This window comes from Promicromonospora sp. MS192 (genome assembly GCF_049532985.1).
Taxonomy (GTDB): domain Bacteria; phylum Actinomycetota; class Actinomycetes; order Actinomycetales; family Cellulomonadaceae; genus Promicromonospora.
In genome coordinates this window covers 3,473,901-3,493,002 of record NZ_CP186693.1, presented here as the reverse complement: position 1 = coordinate 3,493,002, position 19,102 = coordinate 3,473,901, and the positions used below count along the sequence as shown (strand labels likewise).

At 73.0% G+C, this 19,102-nt stretch carries 20 protein-coding genes and 3 tRNA genes; 13 read left to right on the top strand and 10 right to left on the bottom strand.

Annotation, left to right across the window (positions count from 1 at the left end; genetic code table 11):
- Positions 1-15: 15 nt before the first annotated feature.
- A complete protein-coding gene (locus ACO229_RS15725; RefSeq protein WP_423462070.1) occupies positions 16-1,455 on the bottom strand; it encodes an AAA family ATPase in 1,440 nt (479 codons plus the stop codon).
- Between the two features lie 135 nt (positions 1,456-1,590).
- Here ACO229_RS15725 and ACO229_RS15720 point away from each other — a divergent pair, with 135 nt between their 5' ends.
- From ACO229_RS15720 to ACO229_RS15700, 5 genes are all read left to right on the top strand, one after another.
- Positions 1,591-1,893 (top strand): DUF3039 domain-containing protein, encoded by a 303-nt coding sequence (locus tag ACO229_RS15720; protein ID WP_397416836.1) that lies wholly within the window; start codon positions 1,591-1,593, stop codon positions 1,891-1,893.
- Entirely contained in the window at positions 1,890-3,695 is a 1,806-nt protein-coding gene (locus ACO229_RS15715) for a DEAD/DEAH box helicase (RefSeq protein WP_423462069.1), read from the top strand. The genes ACO229_RS15720 and ACO229_RS15715 overlap by 4 nt, the downstream gene beginning before the upstream one ends.
- A gap of 91 nt (positions 3,696-3,786) precedes the next feature.
- Positions 3,787-5,232, top strand: a complete 1,446-nt coding sequence (locus tag ACO229_RS15710; protein WP_397429726.1) for a nicotinate phosphoribosyltransferase — start codon at positions 3,787-3,789, stop codon at positions 5,230-5,232.
- Between the two features lie 141 nt (positions 5,233-5,373).
- Positions 5,374-5,682, top strand: coding sequence for an ATP-dependent Clp protease adapter ClpS (gene clpS / locus ACO229_RS15705; protein WP_397416904.1), 309 nt, complete (start codon positions 5,374-5,376; stop codon positions 5,680-5,682).
- Positions 5,679-6,431: a DUF2017 family protein gene (locus ACO229_RS15700; RefSeq protein ID WP_397416843.1), complete on the top strand. Its 753-nt coding sequence runs from the start codon at positions 5,679-5,681 to the stop codon at positions 6,429-6,431. Before clpS ends, ACO229_RS15700 begins: the two co-directional genes overlap by 4 nt.
- Positions 6,432-6,434: 3 nt before the next feature.
- On the opposite strand, the gene ACO229_RS15695 is transcribed toward ACO229_RS15700, so the two are convergent.
- Together ACO229_RS15695 and murI are read right to left on the bottom strand one after the other, a co-directional pair.
- The gene (locus tag ACO229_RS15695) at positions 6,435-7,262 is read right to left on the bottom strand and encodes an MBL fold metallo-hydrolase (protein WP_397416845.1); all 828 of its coding nucleotides are present in this window, start codon (positions 7,260-7,262) and stop codon (positions 6,435-6,437) included.
- Positions 7,262-8,065, bottom strand: a complete 804-nt coding sequence (murI, locus tag ACO229_RS15690; RefSeq protein WP_397429727.1) for a glutamate racemase — start codon at positions 8,063-8,065, stop codon at positions 7,262-7,264. Before murI ends, ACO229_RS15695 begins: the two co-directional genes overlap by 1 nt.
- 170 nt (positions 8,066-8,235) lie before the next feature.
- Here murI and rph point away from each other — a divergent pair, with 170 nt between their 5' ends.
- Positions 8,236-8,988 (top strand): ribonuclease PH, encoded by a 753-nt coding sequence (gene rph, locus ACO229_RS15685; protein WP_397429728.1) that lies wholly within the window; start codon positions 8,236-8,238, stop codon positions 8,986-8,988.
- Between the two features lie 23 nt (positions 8,989-9,011).
- Positions 9,012-9,686: an RdgB/HAM1 family non-canonical purine NTP pyrophosphatase gene (gene rdgB / locus ACO229_RS15680; protein WP_423462068.1), complete on the top strand. Its 675-nt coding sequence runs from the start codon at positions 9,012-9,014 to the stop codon at positions 9,684-9,686.
- A gap of 678 nt (positions 9,687-10,364) precedes the next feature.
- Here rdgB and ACO229_RS15675 read toward each other — a convergent pair.
- Complete coding sequence (locus ACO229_RS15675) at positions 10,365-10,625, bottom strand: hypothetical protein (protein WP_423462067.1); 261 nt, start codon at positions 10,623-10,625, stop codon at positions 10,365-10,367.
- A 102-nt stretch (positions 10,626-10,727) separates the two neighbouring features.
- Entirely contained in the window at positions 10,728-11,129 is a 402-nt protein-coding gene (locus tag ACO229_RS15670; protein ID WP_397429731.1) for a DUF3054 domain-containing protein, read from the bottom strand.
- A 173-nt stretch (positions 11,130-11,302) separates the two neighbouring features.
- Between ACO229_RS15670 and ACO229_RS15665 the strand changes: the two genes are divergently transcribed.
- Positions 11,303-12,301 carry a trypsin-like serine peptidase gene (locus tag ACO229_RS15665; protein WP_397429732.1) on the top strand — a complete coding sequence of 333 codons (999 nt, stop codon included), beginning with the start codon at positions 11,303-11,305 and terminating at the stop codon, positions 12,299-12,301.
- A 112-nt stretch (positions 12,302-12,413) separates the two neighbouring features.
- On the opposite strand, the gene ACO229_RS15660 is transcribed toward ACO229_RS15665, so the two are convergent.
- Entirely contained in the window at positions 12,414-13,619 is a 1,206-nt protein-coding gene (locus ACO229_RS15660) for a sulfotransferase family protein (RefSeq protein WP_423462066.1), read from the bottom strand.
- A 100-nt stretch (positions 13,620-13,719) separates the two neighbouring features.
- On the opposite strand from ACO229_RS15660, the gene ACO229_RS15655 reads away from it, so the two are divergent.
- Positions 13,720-15,351, top strand: a complete 1,632-nt coding sequence (locus tag ACO229_RS15655; protein WP_423462065.1) for an ATP-binding cassette domain-containing protein — start codon at positions 13,720-13,722, stop codon at positions 15,349-15,351.
- A 28-nt stretch (positions 15,352-15,379) separates the two neighbouring features.
- On the opposite strand, the gene ACO229_RS15650 is transcribed toward ACO229_RS15655, so the two are convergent.
- A complete protein-coding gene (locus ACO229_RS15650; protein ID WP_397416865.1) occupies positions 15,380-15,949 on the bottom strand; it encodes an NUDIX hydrolase family protein in 570 nt (189 codons plus the stop codon).
- Positions 15,950-16,105: 156 nt separating this feature from the next.
- Here ACO229_RS15650 and trxA point away from each other — a divergent pair, with 156 nt between their 5' ends.
- Positions 16,106-16,468: a thioredoxin gene (gene trxA / locus ACO229_RS15645; protein WP_397429735.1), complete on the top strand. Its 363-nt coding sequence runs from the start codon at positions 16,106-16,108 to the stop codon at positions 16,466-16,468.
- Positions 16,469-16,526: 58 nt separating this feature from the next.
- On the opposite strand, the gene ACO229_RS15640 is transcribed toward trxA, so the two are convergent.
- From ACO229_RS15640 to bcp, 3 genes are all read right to left on the bottom strand, one after another.
- Positions 16,527-16,608: transfer RNA gene (locus ACO229_RS15640), tRNA-Leu, on the bottom strand.
- Positions 16,609-16,643: 35 nt separating this feature from the next.
- Positions 16,644-17,855: an acyl-CoA dehydrogenase family protein gene (locus ACO229_RS15635; RefSeq protein WP_423462064.1), complete on the bottom strand. Its 1,212-nt coding sequence runs from the start codon at positions 17,853-17,855 to the stop codon at positions 16,644-16,646.
- On the bottom strand, positions 17,855-18,334 hold the full coding sequence (gene bcp, locus ACO229_RS15630) for a thioredoxin-dependent thiol peroxidase (RefSeq protein ID WP_397429737.1): 480 nt from the start codon (positions 18,332-18,334) through the stop codon (positions 17,855-17,857). The genes ACO229_RS15635 and bcp overlap by 1 nt, the downstream gene beginning before the upstream one ends.
- Positions 18,335-18,408: 74 nt before the next feature.
- Between bcp and ACO229_RS15625 the strand changes: the two genes are divergently transcribed.
- The 3 genes from ACO229_RS15625 (at position 18,409) to ACO229_RS15615 (ending at position 19,075) form a co-directional block, all read left to right on the top strand.
- Positions 18,409-18,705 carry a GroES family chaperonin gene (locus ACO229_RS15625; protein WP_220454908.1) on the top strand — a complete coding sequence of 99 codons (297 nt, stop codon included), beginning with the start codon at positions 18,409-18,411 and terminating at the stop codon, positions 18,703-18,705.
- A gap of 102 nt (positions 18,706-18,807) precedes the next feature.
- A tRNA-Lys gene (locus tag ACO229_RS15620) sits at positions 18,808-18,883 on the top strand.
- 119 nt (positions 18,884-19,002) lie between these two features.
- A tRNA-Lys gene (locus ACO229_RS15615) sits at positions 19,003-19,075 on the top strand.
- Positions 19,076-19,102 lie beyond the last annotated feature (27 nt).

Here is a 19,102-nt window from a genome sequence, read left to right as displayed (position 1 = left end):
TGAGCGTCCGGCCCGTCAGAGGTAGTTGCCGGCGACCGGGGCGGGCTTCCAGCGGCCGGACGTCGCCACGTCGGTGACGCGCTCGGTGGTCAGCTCGTCCGGGCCGTGCTCCAGGATGGAGCGGCGGGCCACCTCGCGCAGGTCGGCGCCCGTGGCACCGTCCAGGTAGGAGGCCACCAGGGCGACGTCGACCGGTGCGGTCGCCGGCAGGAAGAGCCGCAGGATCTCGGTACGGCCCGCCTGGTCCGGCGGCGGCACCTCGACGATGGTGTCGAAGCGTCCGGGACGCTTGACCGCCGGGTCGAGGGCGTCGGGGTCGTTCGTGGTGGCCAGCGTGAGCACGTCGTCCGAGCTGCGGGTGCCGTCCAGGGCGTCGAGGAACTCCGCGAAGGACGTGTCGCCGCGCGAGCCCTTGGCCGCCACCGAGTCGATCTCCTCCAGCACGACGAGGCAGGGACCCAGGCCGCGGATCTCGTCGTACAGCTCCGTCATCCAGGTGCGCAGCACCTCGGCGGTGACGAGCACGACCGTGAGCGGGCCGGCGAGCTCCGTGGCGATGACCCGCGTCAGCTTCGTCTTGCCGACGCCCGGCCTCCCCGCGAGCAGCAGGCCGCGAGACGTGGTGTGCCCGAGGGCCCGCAGCGCGGCACGGCGGGTGGTCACGCTGGAGCAGAACAGGTCGACCTCGCGCCACAGCTCGGCGGGCAGCACGACGTCGTCGCGCGCCTGCACCGTGTGCCTGACCGGGACGAGCTCGACCGACCCGGACGACGACCGCGCCGACAGGACGCCGCCGCGGTAGGGGTGGTCCACCTCCAGCGTGCGGGTCAGGTCGGCGAGCACCCGCTCGGCGAGCGGGAGGCCGCCCGGCAGCGTGAAGGCGGTGATCGTCGGGGTGCCGTACCGGTAGGCCACCTCGACCGCCACCGGCGCGTCGTAGGCGGAGCCGGCGGGGAACAGCACGGTCGCCACGGCCGGGACGCTCACCGAGGTGCCGTTGCCGAGGTCGAGCGCGGCACGCTGCGGGGCACCCCCGGGGCCGAACACCGCCACGACGTCCGGGTGGCGCTCGATCCAGCGCTGCAGCGCGTAGGCGTGCAGCCGCTGGAGCGTGCGCGACATGTCGCGCGAGACGCTGACCAGCGCGCTCTCCTCGACCTCCCACCGGCGGCTGAGCCACTCGGCGGACGAGCGGGGTTCCTTCGGGCGCTCGGGGACGGGGCGGCCGAGCATCGCGGCCACGGCGGCGACGGCGCGGCGGGCGCAGTCGTCGTGGTCGCCGAAGTCGGGCCAGACGGGGTCGGGCAGGCCGCGGGGCAGGTCGCCGGCGAGGTTGTCGGGCAGGTTGTCGGGCAGGTCGTCGGACAGAGCGGTGGACAGGGTGTCGGCCAGGTCGGTGGGGGAGACGGCGTCGTCGGGCAGGATGAGGCTCCTCTCGGGGCGGGGATGTGACATGCCTCAGTTATAGCGGTGCCCACCGACACGCCCGCAAGGAATTCCCGGCCGCCGCTGCCCGGGACGGGTTCCGGACCTGCCCCGGCGTGCGCGCCGACGGCGTGGCTGTCGGTGGTCCCGCGTAGACTTCTCGGCATGACCGAACCACTCTCCAGCCCGCAGGACGACCCCCGTACGCAGGGCGGTACGAGCGTCCTGGAGCGCGAGGAGACCCGGGAGGAGGCACAGCCCGGGGACCACGAGCGTTTTGCGCACTACGTGCGCAAGGAGAAGATCATGGAGTCCGCCCTGAGCGGCAAGCCCGTGATCGCGCTCTGCGGCAAGGTCTGGGTACCGGGCCGGGACCCGGGCAAGTTCCCGGTGTGTCCCCGGTGCAAGGAGATCTACGACGGTCTCCGTGACCCGCAGGACGGCGGCGAGGGCGACTCCACCCAGTGACGAGCCAGCCGCAGCAGCTGCCCCACACACCGTCGTCTGCGGCCGCTTCGTCGCTCAGCCCTGCCTTTCCACGTCGTGCCCCCTGGGGTACGGCGTCGAGCCTGCGCGCCTGGCAGGCCGAGGCGCTGGAGCTGTACCGCGAGAAGAACCCGAAGGACTTCCTGGCCGTCGCCACGCCCGGCGCCGGCAAGACGACGTTCGCGCTCCGCATCGCCACCGAGCTCCTGGAGCAGGGCCTGGTCCGGCGCGTCACCGTGGTGGCGCCCACCGAGCACCTGAAGACCCAGTGGGCCGACGCCGCCGCGCGCGTCGGCATCCGCATCGACCCGCAGTTCAAGAACTCGCAGGGCCGGCACGGTTCCCACTACGACGGTGTCGCGCTCACGTACGCGCAGGTCGCGGCCAAGCCCGCGCTGCACCGCGCCCGTACGGAGGCCGCGCGCACCCTGGTGATCCTGGACGAGGTGCACCACGGTGGCGACGCCCTGAGCTGGGGCGACGCCGTGCGCGAGGCGTTCGAGGGCGCCGAGCGCCGCCTCGCGCTGACCGGTACCCCGTTCCGGAGCGACACGTCGGCCATCCCGTTCGTCGAGTACGAGCCGGACGCCGAGGGGATCCGCCGCTCGAAGGCCGACTACACCTACGGCTACGGCGAGGCCCTGCGCGACCACGTGGTGCGCCCGGTGCTGTTCATGTCCTACGCGGGCGACATGCGCTGGCGCACCAAGGCGGGCGACGAGGTCAGCGCCCGCCTCGGCGAGGCCATGACCAAGGACATGACGGGTCAGGCGTGGCGCACCGCGCTGGACCCCGAGGGGCAGTGGATCCCGTCGGTGCTCTCGGCGGCCGACAAGCGCCTGACCGAGGTGCGCCGCACGGTGCCCGACGCGGGCGGCCTGGTCATCGCCACCGACCAGGACAACGCGCGGGCGTACGCCGCGCACCTGCACGAGATCACGGGCAAGCGGCCCACGGTCGTCCTGTCCGACGACGAGGGCGCCTCGGGGCGCATCGAGGAGTTCGCGCAGGGCGAGGACCGCTGGATGGTGGCGGTGCGCATGGTGTCGGAGGGCGTGGACGTGCCGCGGCTCGCCGTGGGGGTGTACGCCACGAGCGCCTCGACGCCGCTGTTCTTCGCCCAGGCGATCGGCCGGTTCGTGCGCGCCCGCAAGCGCGGCGAGACGGCGTCGATCTTCCTGCCGAGCGTCGCGCCGCTGCTGAACCTGGCGAACTCGATGGAGCAGGAGCGTGACCACGCGCTCGACCGGCCGCGCACGGCCGAGGAGCAGGGCATCGAGTACGACCCGGAGGCCGCGCTGATCGCGGAGGCGAACAAGGAGGAGAAGGCGTCGGGCGAGCTGCTCGGCTCGTTCCAGGCCCTGGACGCCCAGGCCTCGTTCGACCGGGTGCTGTTCGACGGCGGCGAGTTCGGTGCGGGTGCCGACGTCGGCTCGGCGGAGGAGCTCGACTTCCTCGGCCTGCCCGGCCTGCTGGAGCCCGACCAGGTGGCCACGCTGCTGCGGCAGCGTCAGGCCGACCACCTGAAGGCGCGCGGTGGTGCGCCCACGGGGCGCGAGGTGGAGAACGAGCGCTCGGAGCAGGAGCACCGGCGTGCCGCCGAGCTGCGCAAGGAGCTGTCCAAGCTCGTCTCGGCGTGGGCCAAGCGCAGCGGGCAGCCGCACGGCGTGATCCACACCGAGCTGCGCCGCAAGTGCGGGGGCCCGGAGGTGCCGCTGGCGACCGCGGATCAGCTCGACGCGCGGGTGGCTCAGGTGCGCCGCTGGTTCGTCGGACAGAAGTAGTGGCGAGCGCCACGATCCGCATGCTGAGACAAGACCGCGCCACAGCCGTGTTCGCACTACGAGGGCCCGTTCTCTGGCCTACCGTGAGTGCATGACCGACGAGCCTCGGGGCAGCGGCGCCCCGCTCACTGACTCGTGGCCTGCGTTCGACACGGCCGTCGACGAGCCTCGACCCCTGCCCGCAGCGCCCTTGCCGGCGGTGCGTCCGTCGGTCGCACTCCTGACCGACCGCTACGAGCTGACCATGCTCCAGGCGGCCCTCGCGGACGGCACGGCGCACCGCCACTGCGTGTTCGAGGTGTTCACGCGACGGCTGCCACCGGGGCGCCGCTACGGCGTCCTGGCGGGGACCGGTCGCGTCCTGGAAGCGCTGCCACACTTCGTCTTCGAGGACGCCGAGCTCGCCTATCTCGAGCAGAACGGCGTGGTGGACCGCCGGACCCTCGACTACCTGGCGAACTACCGCTTCTCCGGGACCATCCAGGGCTACGCCGAGGGCGAGGTGTTCTTCCCCGGTTCCCCGGTGCTGCAGGTCGAGGGCACCTTCGCGGAGTCGGTGCTGCTGGAGACGCTGATCCTGTCGATCCTGAACTACGACTCGGCGGTGGCGTCGGCCGCGTCCCGCATGACCAGCGCGGCCGGGGGCCGGCCCGTGCTGGAGATGGGTTCGCGCCGGGCCAACGAGCAGGCGTCCGTCGCCGCCGCGCGGGCTGCCGTGATCGGCGGGTTCGCCGGGACGTCCAACCTGGAGGCCGGCATGCGGTACGGCCTGGACACGATCGGTACCGCCGCGCACTCCTTCACGCTGCTGCACGACACCGAGCGGGACGCGTTCGTCTCCCAGGTCGCGGCGCTGGGTCCGGGCACGACGCTGCTGGTGGACACGTACGACGTGCGGCGGGGGGTGGCCACCGCCGTCGAGGTGGCGGGGACCGGGCTGGGTGCGGTGCGCCTCGACTCCGGCGACCTCGGCGGGCTGGCGCAGGAGGTGCGCCGGCAGCTCGACGGCCTCGGCGCTCGCGACACGAAGATCGTGGTCACGTCCGATCTCGACGAGTACGCCATCGCCTCGCTGGCCGCCGCGCCGGTGGACGTGTACGGCGTGGGCACCTCGGTGGTGACCGGATCGGGTGCGCCCACCTGCGGCATGGTCTACAAGCTGGTGGCGCGTGCCGACGCCTCGGGCGTGCTCCAGCCGGTGGCCAAGGCGTCCGCGAACAAGGCCTCCCGGGGCGGGCGCAAGGCTGCCGCCCGCCGCTACGGCCGGGACGGTCACGCGGTCGAGGAGGTCATGGTGACAGGTCCGGACGACGCGGTGGCCGAGTGGACGCCCCAGAGCGACGACCTGCGGCCCCTGCTCGCGCCGATGGTGGTGGACGGCGCCGTCGACTCGCGCTGGGTGGGCCCGTACGGGGTGGCCAACGCGGCGATCAACCACGGCATGGTGCGTGCGGAGCTGCCCCGCGGGGCGCGTCGTCTGTCGGACGGCGACCCGGCGATCCCCACGGTGGACCTCCGGCTGGACGGGTCTCGGTGAACCGCCCGTGACCGACGAAGTACCCCAGGTCACAGCCCGGCGACAACTTCGCGAAAATTCTGGACAAGGGTGTCCAGTCCGGGGACCGAACCGCCTAGAGTGAGACCTGTGACTTCTTCCCCTTCGCCGCTGCTCACGCCCCTGGGGTCAGCCGGGACGGCCGTCGAGGAGGACACCGACGCCGATCTCGCGTCGGGGGTTGCTGATCCGTGGGTGACGATCGTCTGGAACGACCCGGTGAACCTCATGTCGTACGTGACGTACGTGTTCGAGAGCTACTTCGGGTACCCGCGGGTCAAGGCGGAGCGGTTGATGACGCAGGTGCACAAGAACGGTCGCGCAGTCGTGTCCAGCGGGGGGCGCGAGCGCATGGAGGTGGACGTACAGGCGATGCACGGGTTCGGTCTGTGGGCGACGCTGCAGGAGTCGGGCGCACGGGGAGTCGCATGACACCGTTCCGCGCCATGCGGCGGGGTTACGAGGCCAGGTTCGAACCGGTGGAGCGGGTGGTCCTGGCCAGGGTGGCCCGTGACGTCGCGGACATGCTCCGCGAGGAGGCCGGCCTGGACCTGTTCGACGACGGTGACGAGCCGGGCCCGTCGGCTCATCCCGGGCCGGGCAAGGGGCAGGCGTGGGCGAACGGACTGCTCGCGCCCGACGAGCTCACCGACGCGGACCTCGCCCGCCTGACGGGTGTGACCGGGGTGGGCCGCCTGCCGACCGACCCCGCGGCGCAGCGGCTCCTGCCCGACGCGAGCAAGGACGACGCCGACCTCGCCGACGAGTTCCGCCGTCTGACGCAGAACGACGTCGCCCGCGCGAAGGTGGACCGGCTGGAGGCCTTCGCCGCGCTGCTCGACCTGCCCAGCGGGGACGACGCCCCGTCGCCGCTCGGCCGCCACGGCGCGCCCCCGCCCGTGCGGGTGCCCCGCGAGGACGCCGAGCAGTTCGCGGGCGCCCTGACCGACGTGCGCCTGGTGATCGCCGAGCGGCTCGGCCTGAAGACCGACGAGCAGGTCATGCACCTCACCGACGAGATCATGTGGGACCGTCAGGCGGGCCGGGAGATCCCCGTGGCGACCGACGGCCGGGCCGCCCGGCGCTTCTGGTCGGGCGTCTTCGTGGCGGCGGGTTACGCGCAGGAGACGCTGATGGACGTGATGCTCGCGGAGCTGCGCGGGCGCCGTCCGCTCGCCTGAGGGTCAGAGCTCGTAGACGGTGCCCGGCTCCGCGACGTCGACCGGGCCCGCGTAGGAGCCTCGGGCCTCGGCCAGGGAGTCGGCCGGGTCGTTCCAGACGGGCAGGTGCGTGAGCAGCAGGCGGCGTGCACCGGCGTCGGTCGCGACCTGGCCGGCGCGGCGGCCGGTGAGGTGGATGCCGCGCTCGACCACGTCGTCGCGGCCCTCCAGGAAGGCCGCCTCGCTGAGCAGCAGGTCGGCGTCGCGCGCCAGCTCGACCACGGAGGTGCAGGCGTCCGTGTCGCCCGTGTAGGCGAGCGTCGTCGTACCGCCCGACGCCGACGGGCCGGTCACCCGGACCCCGTAGGTCTCGACCGGGTGGAACACCCGGTGCGGCTCGATCGTGAGCGGCCCCACCCGCACCGACGGGTGCTCCGCCCAGGAACGGAAGTCGAAGTCGTTCGCCATGGACTCGCCCTCGCTCAGCCCGTAGGACAGCGCGACGTGCCGCTCGGCGGTCGACGGCCCGTAGACGGGCAGCGGGGTGCCGCGGCCGCCGTCGCGCAGGGAGCCGCGTTCCGGGTGGTAGCGCAGGTAGACGTAGAGCCCTGCGAGGTCGGCGCAGTGGTCGGGGTGCAGGTGCGAGATCGACACGGCGTCGAGCGCCATCGGGTCGAGGTGCCGCTGCAGGGCGCCGAAGGCGCCGTTGCCGAGGTCGAGCAGCACGTTCCAGTCGCGGGCCTCGTGGCCGGCGGCGGCCGCCTCGGCGGCGGTGACCCGCACCAGGTAGGACGACGCGGGAGTGGCGGGGCCCGGGAACGACCCGGAGACCCCCAGGGGGAGCAGGCGCATCAGACGGCCTCCACGAGGGATACCTCGGGGCCGAGGAACCGGCTGGCGAGCTGCCCGAACGGGGCCGGGTCACCGGTGGTCAGGAAGCGGTGCACGGGCGCGCCGGCGTCGGGCGTGCGCTCCAGGTCGTGCTCCACGAGGGTGCGGTACACGTCCTTCGCGGTCTCGTCGGCGCTGGACACGAGCGTGACCTCCTCGCCCATCACGTAGGAGATGGCGCCCGCGAGCAGCGGGTAGTGCGTGCACCCCAGCACGAGCGTGTCGACGCCGGCCGCCTTGACGGGGTCGAGGTACTCGTGCGCGAACTTCTGCACCTCCGGGCCGGACGTGCGGCCCTCCTCGACGAAGCGCACGAACTCGGGGCACGCCTGGGTGGTGATCGTCAGGCCGGGCGTGACGTGGAACGCGTCGTCGTAGGCGCGCGAGCGGATGGTGGTGCTCGTGCCGATCACCCCGATGCGGCCCGACCGCGTGGCGGTCACCGCGGCGCGCGCCGCCGGCAGGATCACCTCGACCACGGGGATGCCGTGGCGCTGCGTGTACCGCTCGCGGGCGTCGCGGTACATCGCCGACGACGCCGTGTTGCACGCGATGACCAGCATCTTCACGCCGTCGGCCACGAGCTGGTCCAGGGCGTCGAGCGCCATGGCCCGCACGGCCGCGAGCGGCTTGGGGCCGTAGGGGCTGTTCACGGTGTCGCCGAGGTACCGGACCTGCTCGTTGGGGAGCTGGTCCAGGATGGCGCGCGCGACCGTGAGGCCGCCGAGGCCGGAGTCGAAGATCCCGATGGGCGCGTCGTTCACGGGGTGAAGCCTAGCGATCACAACGTGTCGTCACCGTTTCGCGTGAGCGGCACCACGCGTGACGCGTGACACGTTTCGGCAGGTCAGCGGGCCGGTCGAGGTGCTAGACGCCCAGGTCACCCGGGTGATCCGCACGTCCGGCGGCCGGGCCGGGTCGTTAGGGTGGGCGCATGACCACCAGCACCAGCGACATCGTGCGCGCCGACGGGCGCGCCACCGACCAGCTCCGCCCCGTGACGATCACCCGGGGATGGCTCGACGAGGCCGAGGGGTCGGTGCTCGTGGAGTTCGGGCGTACGCGCGTGCTGTGCGTCGCCTCGTTCACCGAGGGCGTGCCGCGCTGGCGCAAGGGGTCCGGCGAGGGCTGGGTCACCGCCGAGTACGCGATGCTGCCGCGCGCCACCAACGAGCGCAGCCAGCGCGAGTCCGTCAAGGGCAAGATCGGCGGACGCACCCACGAGATCTCGCGGCTCATCGGCCGGTCGCTGCGCGCCGTCGTCGACATGAGCGCGCTCGGCGAGAACTCCATCGTGCTGGACTGCGACGTGCTCCAGGCCGACGGCGGCACCCGCACCGCCGCGATCACCGGCGCCTACGTGGCCCTCGCCGACGCCATCGCGTGGGGCCGCCGGCACGGGCACGTCAAGGGTGGCAAGCAGGTGCTGTCCGACTCCGTGGCCGCCGTCTCGGTGGGCATCATTGATGGCACCCCCATGCTCGACCTGCCGTACGTCGAGGACGTGCGCGCCGAGACCGACATGAACGTGGTGGTCACCGGCGGCGGGAAGTTCATCGAGGTGCAGGGCACCGCCGAGCACGCGCCGTTCGACCGCGCCGAGCTCGACGCGCTGCTCGACCTCGCGGTGGGCGGCACCGCGGAGCTCACGAAGATCCAGCAGGCGGCCCTCGCGCAGGAGCTCTGAGCGCGGGCTGGCATGATCGGGGCATGACCTCCCTGATCGTGCCGCCGGCCGCCCGGATCGTCCTCGCCACGCACAACGCCAAGAAGGTCCCCGAGCTGCGCGCGATCCTCGGCGAGGCAGGTCTGGACCTGCCCGACGGCGAGCTGGTCACCTCCGGCGAGGTGGGCGCCCCGGAGCCCGTGGAGGGCGGTGTGACGTTCGCCGAGAACGCGCTCATCAAGGCCCGCGCGGTGTGCGCCGCGACCGGCCTGCCCGCCGTCGCCGACGACTCCGGCCTGGCCGTGGACGTGCTGGGCGGGGCGCCCGGCATCTTCTCGGCCCGCTGGGCCGGCAAGCACGGCGACGACCTCGCGAACCTGGAGCTGCTGCTCGGCCAGCTCGGCGACGTGCGTGCCGAGCACCGCCAGGCCGGCTTCGTCTGCGCGGCCGCGCTGGTCACGCCGGAGGGGCGTGAGGAGGTGCGGCTCGGGGAGATGCGGGGCGTGCTGGCCACGGCACCGCGCGGGACCAACGGCTTCGGCTACGACCCGATCCTGGTGGTGGACGAGGACCCGCGCTCCGCGGACGGCGCCGACGGGGCGCGACGGACGGCGGCGGAGCTGTCACCTGAGGAGAAGAACGCGATCTCGCACCGCGGCAAGGCGTTCCGGGCGCTGGCCCCGGTGGTCGTGGCGGCGCTGGGGTCGGCGGCGGTCTGAGGTGAGTTCCGGGGGCTGGAGTGGTCTCGGGGGCTGGGGTGAGTTCGGGGGGGCTGGGGTGGTCTCGGGGGCTGGGATGAGCTTGGCAGGCTGGGGCGGTCTTGGCGGTCTTGGCGGTCTGGGGCGGTCTCGGCAGGCTGAGGTGGCTAGGCCGTGTGGGCCCGCGCCTTGCGCGGTGGATCTGTCCGGTTGCCCAGTCATGGGCCTCGTGAGCTCGGTCTCTTGCTGCTCGCGGCTCGGTGTGTTCGGTCCCTTGCCCTGAGATCGGTCAATCAACCTGCCGATTTCAGGGCAAGGAACCGAACATCGGCTGGGAGGCCGAGCGGTGGACCGATCTCGCGGCTCGGCCCGGCCCCGCCCGGCCCGGCCCCGCCCGGCTCGGCCCCGCCCGGCTCGGCCCCGCCCGGCGCCGCTCGGCTCGGCCCCGCCCGGCGCCGCTCGGCTCGGCGCGGCTCCGCTCGGCTCGGCCTGGCTCGGCTCGGCCTGGCTCGGGCTCGGCCCGGCCCCGCCCGGCTCGGCCCGGCGCCGCTCGGCTCGGCCCCGCTCTGCTCGGCGCGGCTCGGCCCCGCCCGGCCCCGCCCTGCACATCACGCCGATCGCGGGTCGGTGTCTGTCTCGCCCAGGCATGAACCCCGCGCCCAGGTGCGCACCGGTGGCTGGGGACCAGGTGGCTCGGGACTAAGGCATGAATCGCCCGGTGAACAGCACGATCGCCCCGGACCACACCGCGAGCACGATGGCCGCCGCCGAGACCCACGGCCGTCGCCGCGCGATGATCGCCGCGGCCACGGATCCCACCAGGCACAGGCCCGTCCCGGCGCCAGACAGCAACAGGACGACAAGGCTGCCCACGACCGCGAACCACAGTGGCGGGAACGGGCCGCTGGTCCAGGACTGCTCCGTGCTCGTGCCGGGCGTCGCCGGCGTGCTGTCGGTCATGAGGCCCCCGGGGTGGTCTGCGTCGTCGTGCCCGGCCTGATCGGCCGGCGCGCGAACCTATCGTGGCGGCGGGTGGCCGCACCACCCTCGGGAGCGGGTGATTCAGCCCTCCGCCGGGCGGCGTTCCTGACCGCGGCGCAGGGCCGTCACGAGGCCGCGCCAGCCCAGCATCGTGATCGCGAGGAAGGCCGCCGTCACCAGGGCGAACGACCACGCCAGGCCCTGGCCGGACAGGCCGCGCAGGGCCAGGCCGCCGAGCACGGTGACGCCCCAGACCACGACGCCCGCCGGCCAGATGCGGGCGGGGTCGCGCCATGCGCGGGCGACCAGCCAGCCGATGACCGCGGCCAGGGCGAAGGGCCACACGACGCGGCCGAAGGCGCTCGCCAGGTTCCCGTCGTGGGACGCGATGCCGATGCCGGTGAAGGCGAGGACGGCGACGGCGTCGGCCACGGCGGCCGGCCAGACGGGGGCGGTGCGGGCTGCGGGGGCGGTGGTGCTCACACCGCGAGCCTAGTCCGTCGGCACCGGCGGCCCGTGGCATCACCGGCCCCCTGGCGGCGGAGTTCTGGAGGAAATTTACATCCCGGACATATACGCCTCTTGCGGTCGAATCATCCAGGCTCCAGGATCACGCTGGCCGCCAACCCGGCGGCCAGCGTGATCTAGGAGGCAGCATGCGAAGCAACCTCTCCCGCACCCTGCTCGGCGGCCTGGCCGCCCTGGCGCTCGGCGGCAGCGTGGCCGTCGCGCTCGGTGCGCCGTCGCAGGCCAGCGAGAGCACCGCCGTCGCGGTGCACAGCGCGGCGACGACCCTGTCCGCCCAGGACAGGGTGACCGACTACTGGACCCCCCAGCGGATGCGCGACGCCGTGCCCGCCGACGTCCTGGTGGCGGGCAAGGACAAGGCGTCCGCCGGCGATCCGGTAGCCGCCGGCAGGCCGACCGTCGTGCCGCAGGCCGCGGCCAAGCCGGCCCCGTCCGCGGCGTTCGTGGGCGGGTACTACTCGGGCGGCGGCAAGGTCGTGGACACCACCGGCAAGGTGTTCTTCACGCTCGGTGGCGTGAACTACGTCTGCTCGGGCAGCGCCGTCAGCTCCGGCAACAAGGACGTGGTGCTCACCGCCGGCCACTGCGTCAACGAGGGCCCCGGGGCGTTCGCCACGAACTGGGCGTTCGTGCCGGCCTACGACGACGGCGCCCGGCCCTACGGCACCTTCACCGCCCGCCAGCTCACCACCACCACCCAGTGGCAGAACAGCGGTGACTTCGACTACGACGTCGCGTTCGCCGTGCTGAACACGCTGAACGGGGCGCACCTGACCGACGTCGTGGGCGGGCAGGCCATCGGCTTCAACCAGGCGCGCGGCCAGTACATGTACTCGTTCGGCTACCCGGCGGCCAACCCCTACGACGGCTCGGACATCGCGTGGTGCCACGGCACCGTCGTGCAGGACACGTTCGGCGGCAGCTCCGACCAGGGTCTGGACTGCAACCTGACCGGCGGCTCGTCCGGCGGGCCCTGGTTCGTCAACTACACCGAGTCGACCGGCGTGGGCGTGCTCAACTCGGTGAACTCCTTCAAGTACCGGGGCGGCAGCATGCGCAACTACATGTTCGGCCCGTACCTGGGTGACGTCGCGCAGACGCTGTACGGCACGGCGTCGTCGCTCTGACCCACGGGCGCCTGCCGGGCCCTCGCCCCGCGCGGCACGGGCCCGGCAGGCGTCAGTCCGGCAGGTGCCAGTCCGGCAGGTGCCAGTCCGGCAGGTGCCGGTCCGGCAGGCGTCAGCCCGGCAGGTCGGCCAGCAGCCCCAGGTAGCCGCCGAACGCCGCACGGACCTCACCGGTCTCCAGGCCGAACCGGTCGAGGCTGTAGCGGTGCGGCGCACGCCGCCGCGGGGCGTCCCGCTCGGCTGCCAGAGTGGCCTCGTCGGCCTCGCCCCAGTGTGCACCGAGCCGCTCGAACAGCTCCGGCAGCGTCCTGCCGGGATCGCCCGTGAGGCGCTCGTACGACACGTCGACCACCTGGTCGGGACCCAGGGCGGCTCGCTGGTCGAGGGCACGGGCGACGCCGTCCGACATGATCGCGAGCCAGTCGCGGCCGATCTGGTGCAGGTCCACCGCGTCCGGGCGGCGGTGGATCCGCTGCGACGACTCCGCCAGGGAGCACAGCGACGCCAGCGCCACCTCGGGGGTGCGGTGGGTCCAGACGAACCGGGCGTCAGGGAAGACGTCGGCGATCGCCGACAGGTGGAAGAGGTTGGCCGGGTGCTTGAGCACCCAGCGCCGCGGGGGCCGCCCGTAGGACAGGAGCTGGAGCGCGTCGCGCAGGAACCGGTAGTCCGGCCGGTGGTCGAAGGTCGCCAGCAGCTCGAGGTACTCCGGCATGGGTACGGCCGAGGAGTGCAGCTCCGAGTGCGCCCGGATGAACGTGTCTTCCTCCTCCGCCGTCGCGTACATCGGGTGGATCGTGTCCCACGTCGAGCTCAGCATCGACGTCATCGCGAACCGGCGCCGGGTGCGGCGGACCAGCGCCGCCTCCGCCGCGGCGTCGACCGGGAGGCCGGGGTAGGTCATCTCCCAGAGCCGGGGACCGCGGTGGCCGGGGGAGCGGGACAGCAGGTTGTACATGAGGGTCGTCCCCGTGCGGGGCATGCCGACGACGAAGACCGGCGCCTCCACCGGCTCGTCCGCGACGCGCGGGTGCCGGGCCCGCAGGTCGCCCACCACCACCCGGTTGCGCACCCGGCCCTCGACCATCGCCTGGCCCGCCGTCCAGCCGAGCGGGCTCAGCCCGGGGAACCGTGCGAACGCGTGCAGGACCAGGCGCAGGTGGTCCAGGTCCGCGGCATTCTCGTCGGTCAGCGGCGTCCGGCCCCGGGAGGCCCGCGCGATCATCCGGTCGAACACCGCGTCCGGGTTCCGGCGGGTGCGGGCGCCCGGGGCGAGCAGCAGGTTGGTCAGGTGCAGGGCGGGAGCGGTCGGGGGCATGTCACTCTCCAGGGGTGCGGCGGGCGGCAGACCGCATCCTCCCGTGGGCGCCGTCCCCGGTAAAGGAAACTGGCCCCGGCGCGCCCCGTAGGCTTGGGGGATGCACCTCGTCGCCCAGGAACTGGCCTTCGCGTACCCCGGGCGGGACGTGCTGGCCGGCGTGAGCTTCACGGTGAACGACGGCACGCGCCTCGGCGTCGTGGGGGAGAACGGGTCGGGCAAGTCCACCCTGCTGCACCTGCTGGCCGGTGACCTGCTGCCGAAGTCCGGCGAGGTGCGGCGGCACGGCAGCGTCGCGCTCGTCGAGCAGGAGCTGCACCCCGAACCCGGTCAGACCATCGGCGACCTGGTCGCCGCCACGCTCGACGGCCTGCGCACCGCCGCCGCAGAGCTGGAGGCCGCGGCCGCCGCCTTCGACCACGGCTCCGGTGACCTCGCGGTGCTCGAACGCACCCTCTCCCTCGCGGAGCACCTCGCCGTCTGGGACGCCGACCGCCGCGTCGAGGTGGCCCTCACCCGCCTCGGCGCCCCGCGCGACCCCGCGCGCCGCCTCGACGAGCTCAGCGTCGGAGAACGCTTCCGGGTGCGGCTCGCCTGCCGCCTGGCGGAGCGCTCCGACCTGCTCCTGCTCGACGAGCCCACCAACCACCTCGACGACTCCGCCATCGAGTTCCTCACCGGCGAGCTCGTCGCCTGGCGCGGCGGCGTCGTCCTGGTCACGCACGACCGCGAGCTGCTCGACGACGCCGCCACCGCCATCCTCGACCTCGACCCGTCCTGGGACGGCAAGCCGGTGCTCTACGGGCAACCCGGCTACCTGTCCTACCGGTTCGCCAAGAACCAGGCGCTGCACCGCTGGCGCCAGCGGTACCGCGCCGAGCGGAAGCGGGCCGCGGCGCTCGCGGAACGACTCGACGAGTCCTACGAGGGGCTGTCCGACGAGTGGCGCCCCGGCAAGGGCTCGCAGAAGCACCGCCGGGCCACCCGCGCGCGCATCCACGTCAAGGCCGCCGATCGTCTGGTCCAGAAGCTTGAGGCCGAGGCCATCGAGGTGCCCGCCCCGCCGGTCGAGCTCGGCTTTCCCGACCTCCCGGCGATGTCGCCGGGCTGGGACCCCAGCGACCCCGTGGTCGAGGTGCGCTCCCCGCGCGTGGGGGAGGACGGCGCCGCCCGGCTCGACCTGCCGGGCACGCGAGTCGCGGTACCGCCGTCAGGCCGGCTGCTGGTGGTCGGGCCGAACGGGACCGGCAAGTCCACGCTCCTCGCGGCGCTGGCCGGCACGCTGGAGCTGGACCGGGGGAGCCGCTCGGTGGTGCCGGGCGCGCGGATCGGCGTGGTGGGGCAGGAGAGTGCGCCGATCACCGGCAGGGCACGGCTGCGGACCGGGTTCGAGACCTACGCCGACGAGGCGCTGCGCCTGCTCGCCTCGGGCGAGCTGGACCCGGACCACGTGGTACCCGTGGCGGGGCTCGGTCTGCTCAGCGAGGAGGACCTCGACCGCCCGCTCGCCGAGCTCTCGGCGGGTCAGCGCCGCCGGTTCGAGCTGGCGCGGGCGCTGCTGCACGCGCCCCACCTGCTGCTGCTGGACGAGCCGACGAACCACCTGTCGATCGACCTCGTCGACGAGCTGACGCGGGCGCTCCAGGTCACGCCGTGCGCCGTGGTGGTGGCGACGCACGACCGGCGGATGCGCGCCGACCTGGAGGACTGGCCGGTGCTGGACCTGTCCTAGACCGGTCGCGCGCCGGCGCGGGGGTCGCCTAGGGCAGCCGGCCCACGTGCGCCATGGCCTGCTTGAGCAGCATGCCCTGGCCGTTCATCATCTCGGCCTGGACGTCGTCGGCGCAGGCCTCCTCCGGCGTCAGCCAGGCGAGGTCGAGCGCGTTCTGCTGGGGGCGGCAGTCACCCGTCACGGGCACCACGTAGGCGAGCGACACGGCGTGCTGGCGCGGGTCGTGGAACGCGGTGATGCCCGGGGTCGGGAAGTACTCGGCGACGGTGAAGGGCTGCGGCGACGGCGGCACCTGCGGGAGCGCGACGGGGCCGAGGTCCTTCTCGATGTGCCGCAGCAGGGCGTCCCGGAGCCGCTCGTGGTACATGACGCGCCCGGAGACGAGGGCGCGCGTCATGACGCCCTGCGTGTTCACCCGCAGGAGCAGGCCGACGGCGATCACGTCGCCGGAGTCGTCGACCCGGACCGGCACGGCGTCCACGTACACGAGCGGGAGCTGTGCGCGCACGACGGCGAGATCCTCGTCGGTCAGCCACCCCGACGGCTGCGTGGGCTCGGGGTAGAAGTCGTCGGAAGGGTAGTCGGCAGTGTCCGTCACGGGTCCGTTCTACCAGTTCGCGCCTCGTAGCGCCCTACTCCGCGCCGTCGAGTTCGGCGTCGCGCTGTCGAACGGGTCACGGCGAGCGCATTCCTGGAATAGCCCAGGGCAGAACCGTGCTGCACTGGGTGGACGTTTCAACGAGAGGAACCGCGAATGGCCACCGTCGAGATCACCGACGCCACGTTCGAGAAGACCGTCACCGACAACGACATCGTGCTCGTGGACTTCTGGGCCACGTGGTGCCCGCCGTGCAAGATGTTCGGGCCGGTGTTCGAGGCGTCCTCGGACAAGAACACCGACATCGTGCACGCCAAGATCGACACCGACGCGAACCCGGGCATCTCCTCGGCCGCGCAGGTCACCTCGATCCCCACGCTCATGGCGTTCCGGGACGGCGTGCTCGTCTTCCGCCAGGCCGGCGCCCTCCCGGCCAAGGGCCTCGCCGAGGTCGTGGAGGCCGTGCGCGGCCTCGACATGGACCAGGTGCGCAAGGACCTCGAGGCGCAGAAGAACTGACGCGGATCGCAGCGACGGCCGCCCCCTGACGGAGGCGGCCGTCGTCGTACCGGCCGTGTGCGCGAGGGGGGACTCGAACCCCCACGTCCGGAGACACCAGGACCTAAACCTGGCGCGGCTGCCAATTACGCCACTCGCGCGCGGCGCACAGTCTACGTGCAGGTACCCGGGCAGGTCAGCGGAACGCCGCGATCCCGGTGAGGTGCCGGCCGAGCACCAGGGTGTGCACCTCGTCGGTGCCCTCGTAGGTGCGCACCGACTCCAGGTTGCTCGCGTGGCGCATGGGGGAATGGTCCAGCGTGACGCCGTTGCCGCCCAGCACGGTCCGTGCCTCGCGGCACACGTCGATCGCGATGCGGGCGTTGTTCAGCTTGCCCGCCGAGATCATGTGTCCCTCCAGGCGTCCGGCGTCCTTGAGCCGGCCCAGCCGCAGGGCCAGGAGCTGGGCCTTGGTGATCTCCAGCGCCATGTCCACGAGCTTGGCCTGCGTGAGCTGGAAGCCGGCGACCGGCGTGCCGAACTGCTCGCGCCCCTGCGCGTAGGCCAGCGCCGCCTCGAAGGAGTCCCGGGCCGCGCCGACCGCGCCCCACACGATCCCGTAGCGCGCCTCGTCGAGGCAGGCGAACGGCCCCGCCAGCCCGGGATGCTCGGGCAGGACGGCGTCGGCCGGCAGCCGGACGCCGTCCAGCGTGACGTCGCACTGCACGGACGCGCGCATCGACAGCTTGGGCTCGATGGGGACGGCGGTGAACCCCGGGGTCGACGTCGGCACGACGAATCCCCGCACCCGGTCCCGCTCGCTCCCGTCGTCCTGCGGCTCGCGGACCTTGGCCCAGATGATGGCGACGTCGGCGAACGAGGCCATGCCGATCCACCGCTTGGCGCCGTCCAGGACCCACTCGCCGCCGGCGTCGCCGCCCTCCGAGCCGGGCTCGAAGCGGGCGCGCGTGGTCATGCTCGCCGGGTCGGACCCGGCGCCGGGCTCGGTGAGCCCGAAGCAGCCCACGACCTCGCCCGTCGCCATGCGGGGGAGCCACCGCTGCTTCTGGGCCTCGGAGCCGTGCTTGTGGATGGCCGACATGGCCAGCGAGCCCTGCACGGACACGAACGTGCGGATGCCGGAGTCGCCGGCCTCCAGCTCCTGGGCGGCCAGGCCGTACTCGACGGCGGAGCGGCCGGCGCAGCCGTAGCCCTCCAGGTGCATGCCGAGCACGCCCAGCTCGCCCAGCTCGGGCACGAGCTCGCGCGGGAAGTACGCGTCGGCGAACCAGCGCGCGATGCCGGGGCGCACGCGCCGGTCCACGAACTCGCGCACGCGGTCGCGCGTGGCCAGCTCGGTGTCGCTGAGCTCGTCGTCGAGGTTCAGCAGGTCGGCCGGCGAACCCATCAGTCGAGCCCGAGCACCTTGCGGACCCGCGCCACGTGACCCGTCGCGCGGACGTTGTAGAAGGCCTCGGCCACTGTCAGGTCCGGGTTCACCACGACCGTGGACCGGATGACCCCGACGTACGTCTTGCCGTAGTTCTGCTTCTCGCCCCAGGCGCCGTACGCCTCCAGCGTCGCGTGGTCCTCGTCGGACGCCAGCGGGAACGTGAGCGCCTCGGACTCGGCGAACTTGGCCAGCTTGGCCACCTTGTCGGGGGAGATGCCGACGACGGCGTAGCCCGCGCCCAGCAGCGACGCCTCCGAGTCGCGGAAGTCGCACGCCTCCTTGGTGCAGCCGGGTGTGGCGGCGGCCGGGTAGAAGTACACGATGACGCCCTTGTCGGTGCTCTTCGCCAGGTCGGCGAGGCGGACGGAGGTGCCGTCGGCGGTCGGGAGGGTGAAGTCGGGAGCCTTGTCCCCGGGCTCGAGGCGAGTCGTCATGACCGTAACGGTAGCTCTTCGCGGTCGCGTAGCGTTGTCCCGTGAGTACGACGACCGGCACCCTCCCGATCCGCATGCTGCACGACAGGCTCCTGGTCCAGCCCGAGACCGACTCGGCGGAACGGCAGTCGACGGCGGGACTGGTGATCCCCGCGACCGCCGTCGGGCCCAAGCGGCTGGCCTGGGCGACCGTCGTGGCCAAGGGTGAGCACGTGCGTCAGGTCGACGTGGGCGACCGCGTGCTGTTCGACCCCGAGGACCGCGCCGAGGTGGACCTGGGCGGCAAGGACTACGTGCTCCTGCGGGAGCGCGACGTGCACGGCGTGGCCGAGAACGACGAGGCCGACGGCGCCACCGGGCTGTACCTGTAGCCGCCCTGCGGCGTGCCCGGCCTGTCGCGCAGTTCACAGGCCGGGGTCGTTCGTTCGGTTACCGATGACGGCGCTGGTCCTGGTAGTGTTTCTCCCCGTTGCGCGCCATTAGCTCAATAGGCAGAGCAGCTGACTCTTAATCAGCGGGTTCGGGGTTCGAGTCCCTGATGGCGCACCAGCACGGCGGTCCGAGAACCCCCTTCTGCCCTCGTGGCGGAGTGGTCGGCGACGGCTCGTCGTGGGCGGAGTGATCGGTAGCGCAGCGGCCTCCGGGCCCTGGTAATCTTTCCGTCGCAGGCGCCATTAGCTCAATTGGCAGAGCAGCTGACTCTTAATCAGCGGGTTCGGGGTTCGAGTCCCTGATGGCGCACAGCAACGACGAAGGCCCCCACCACGG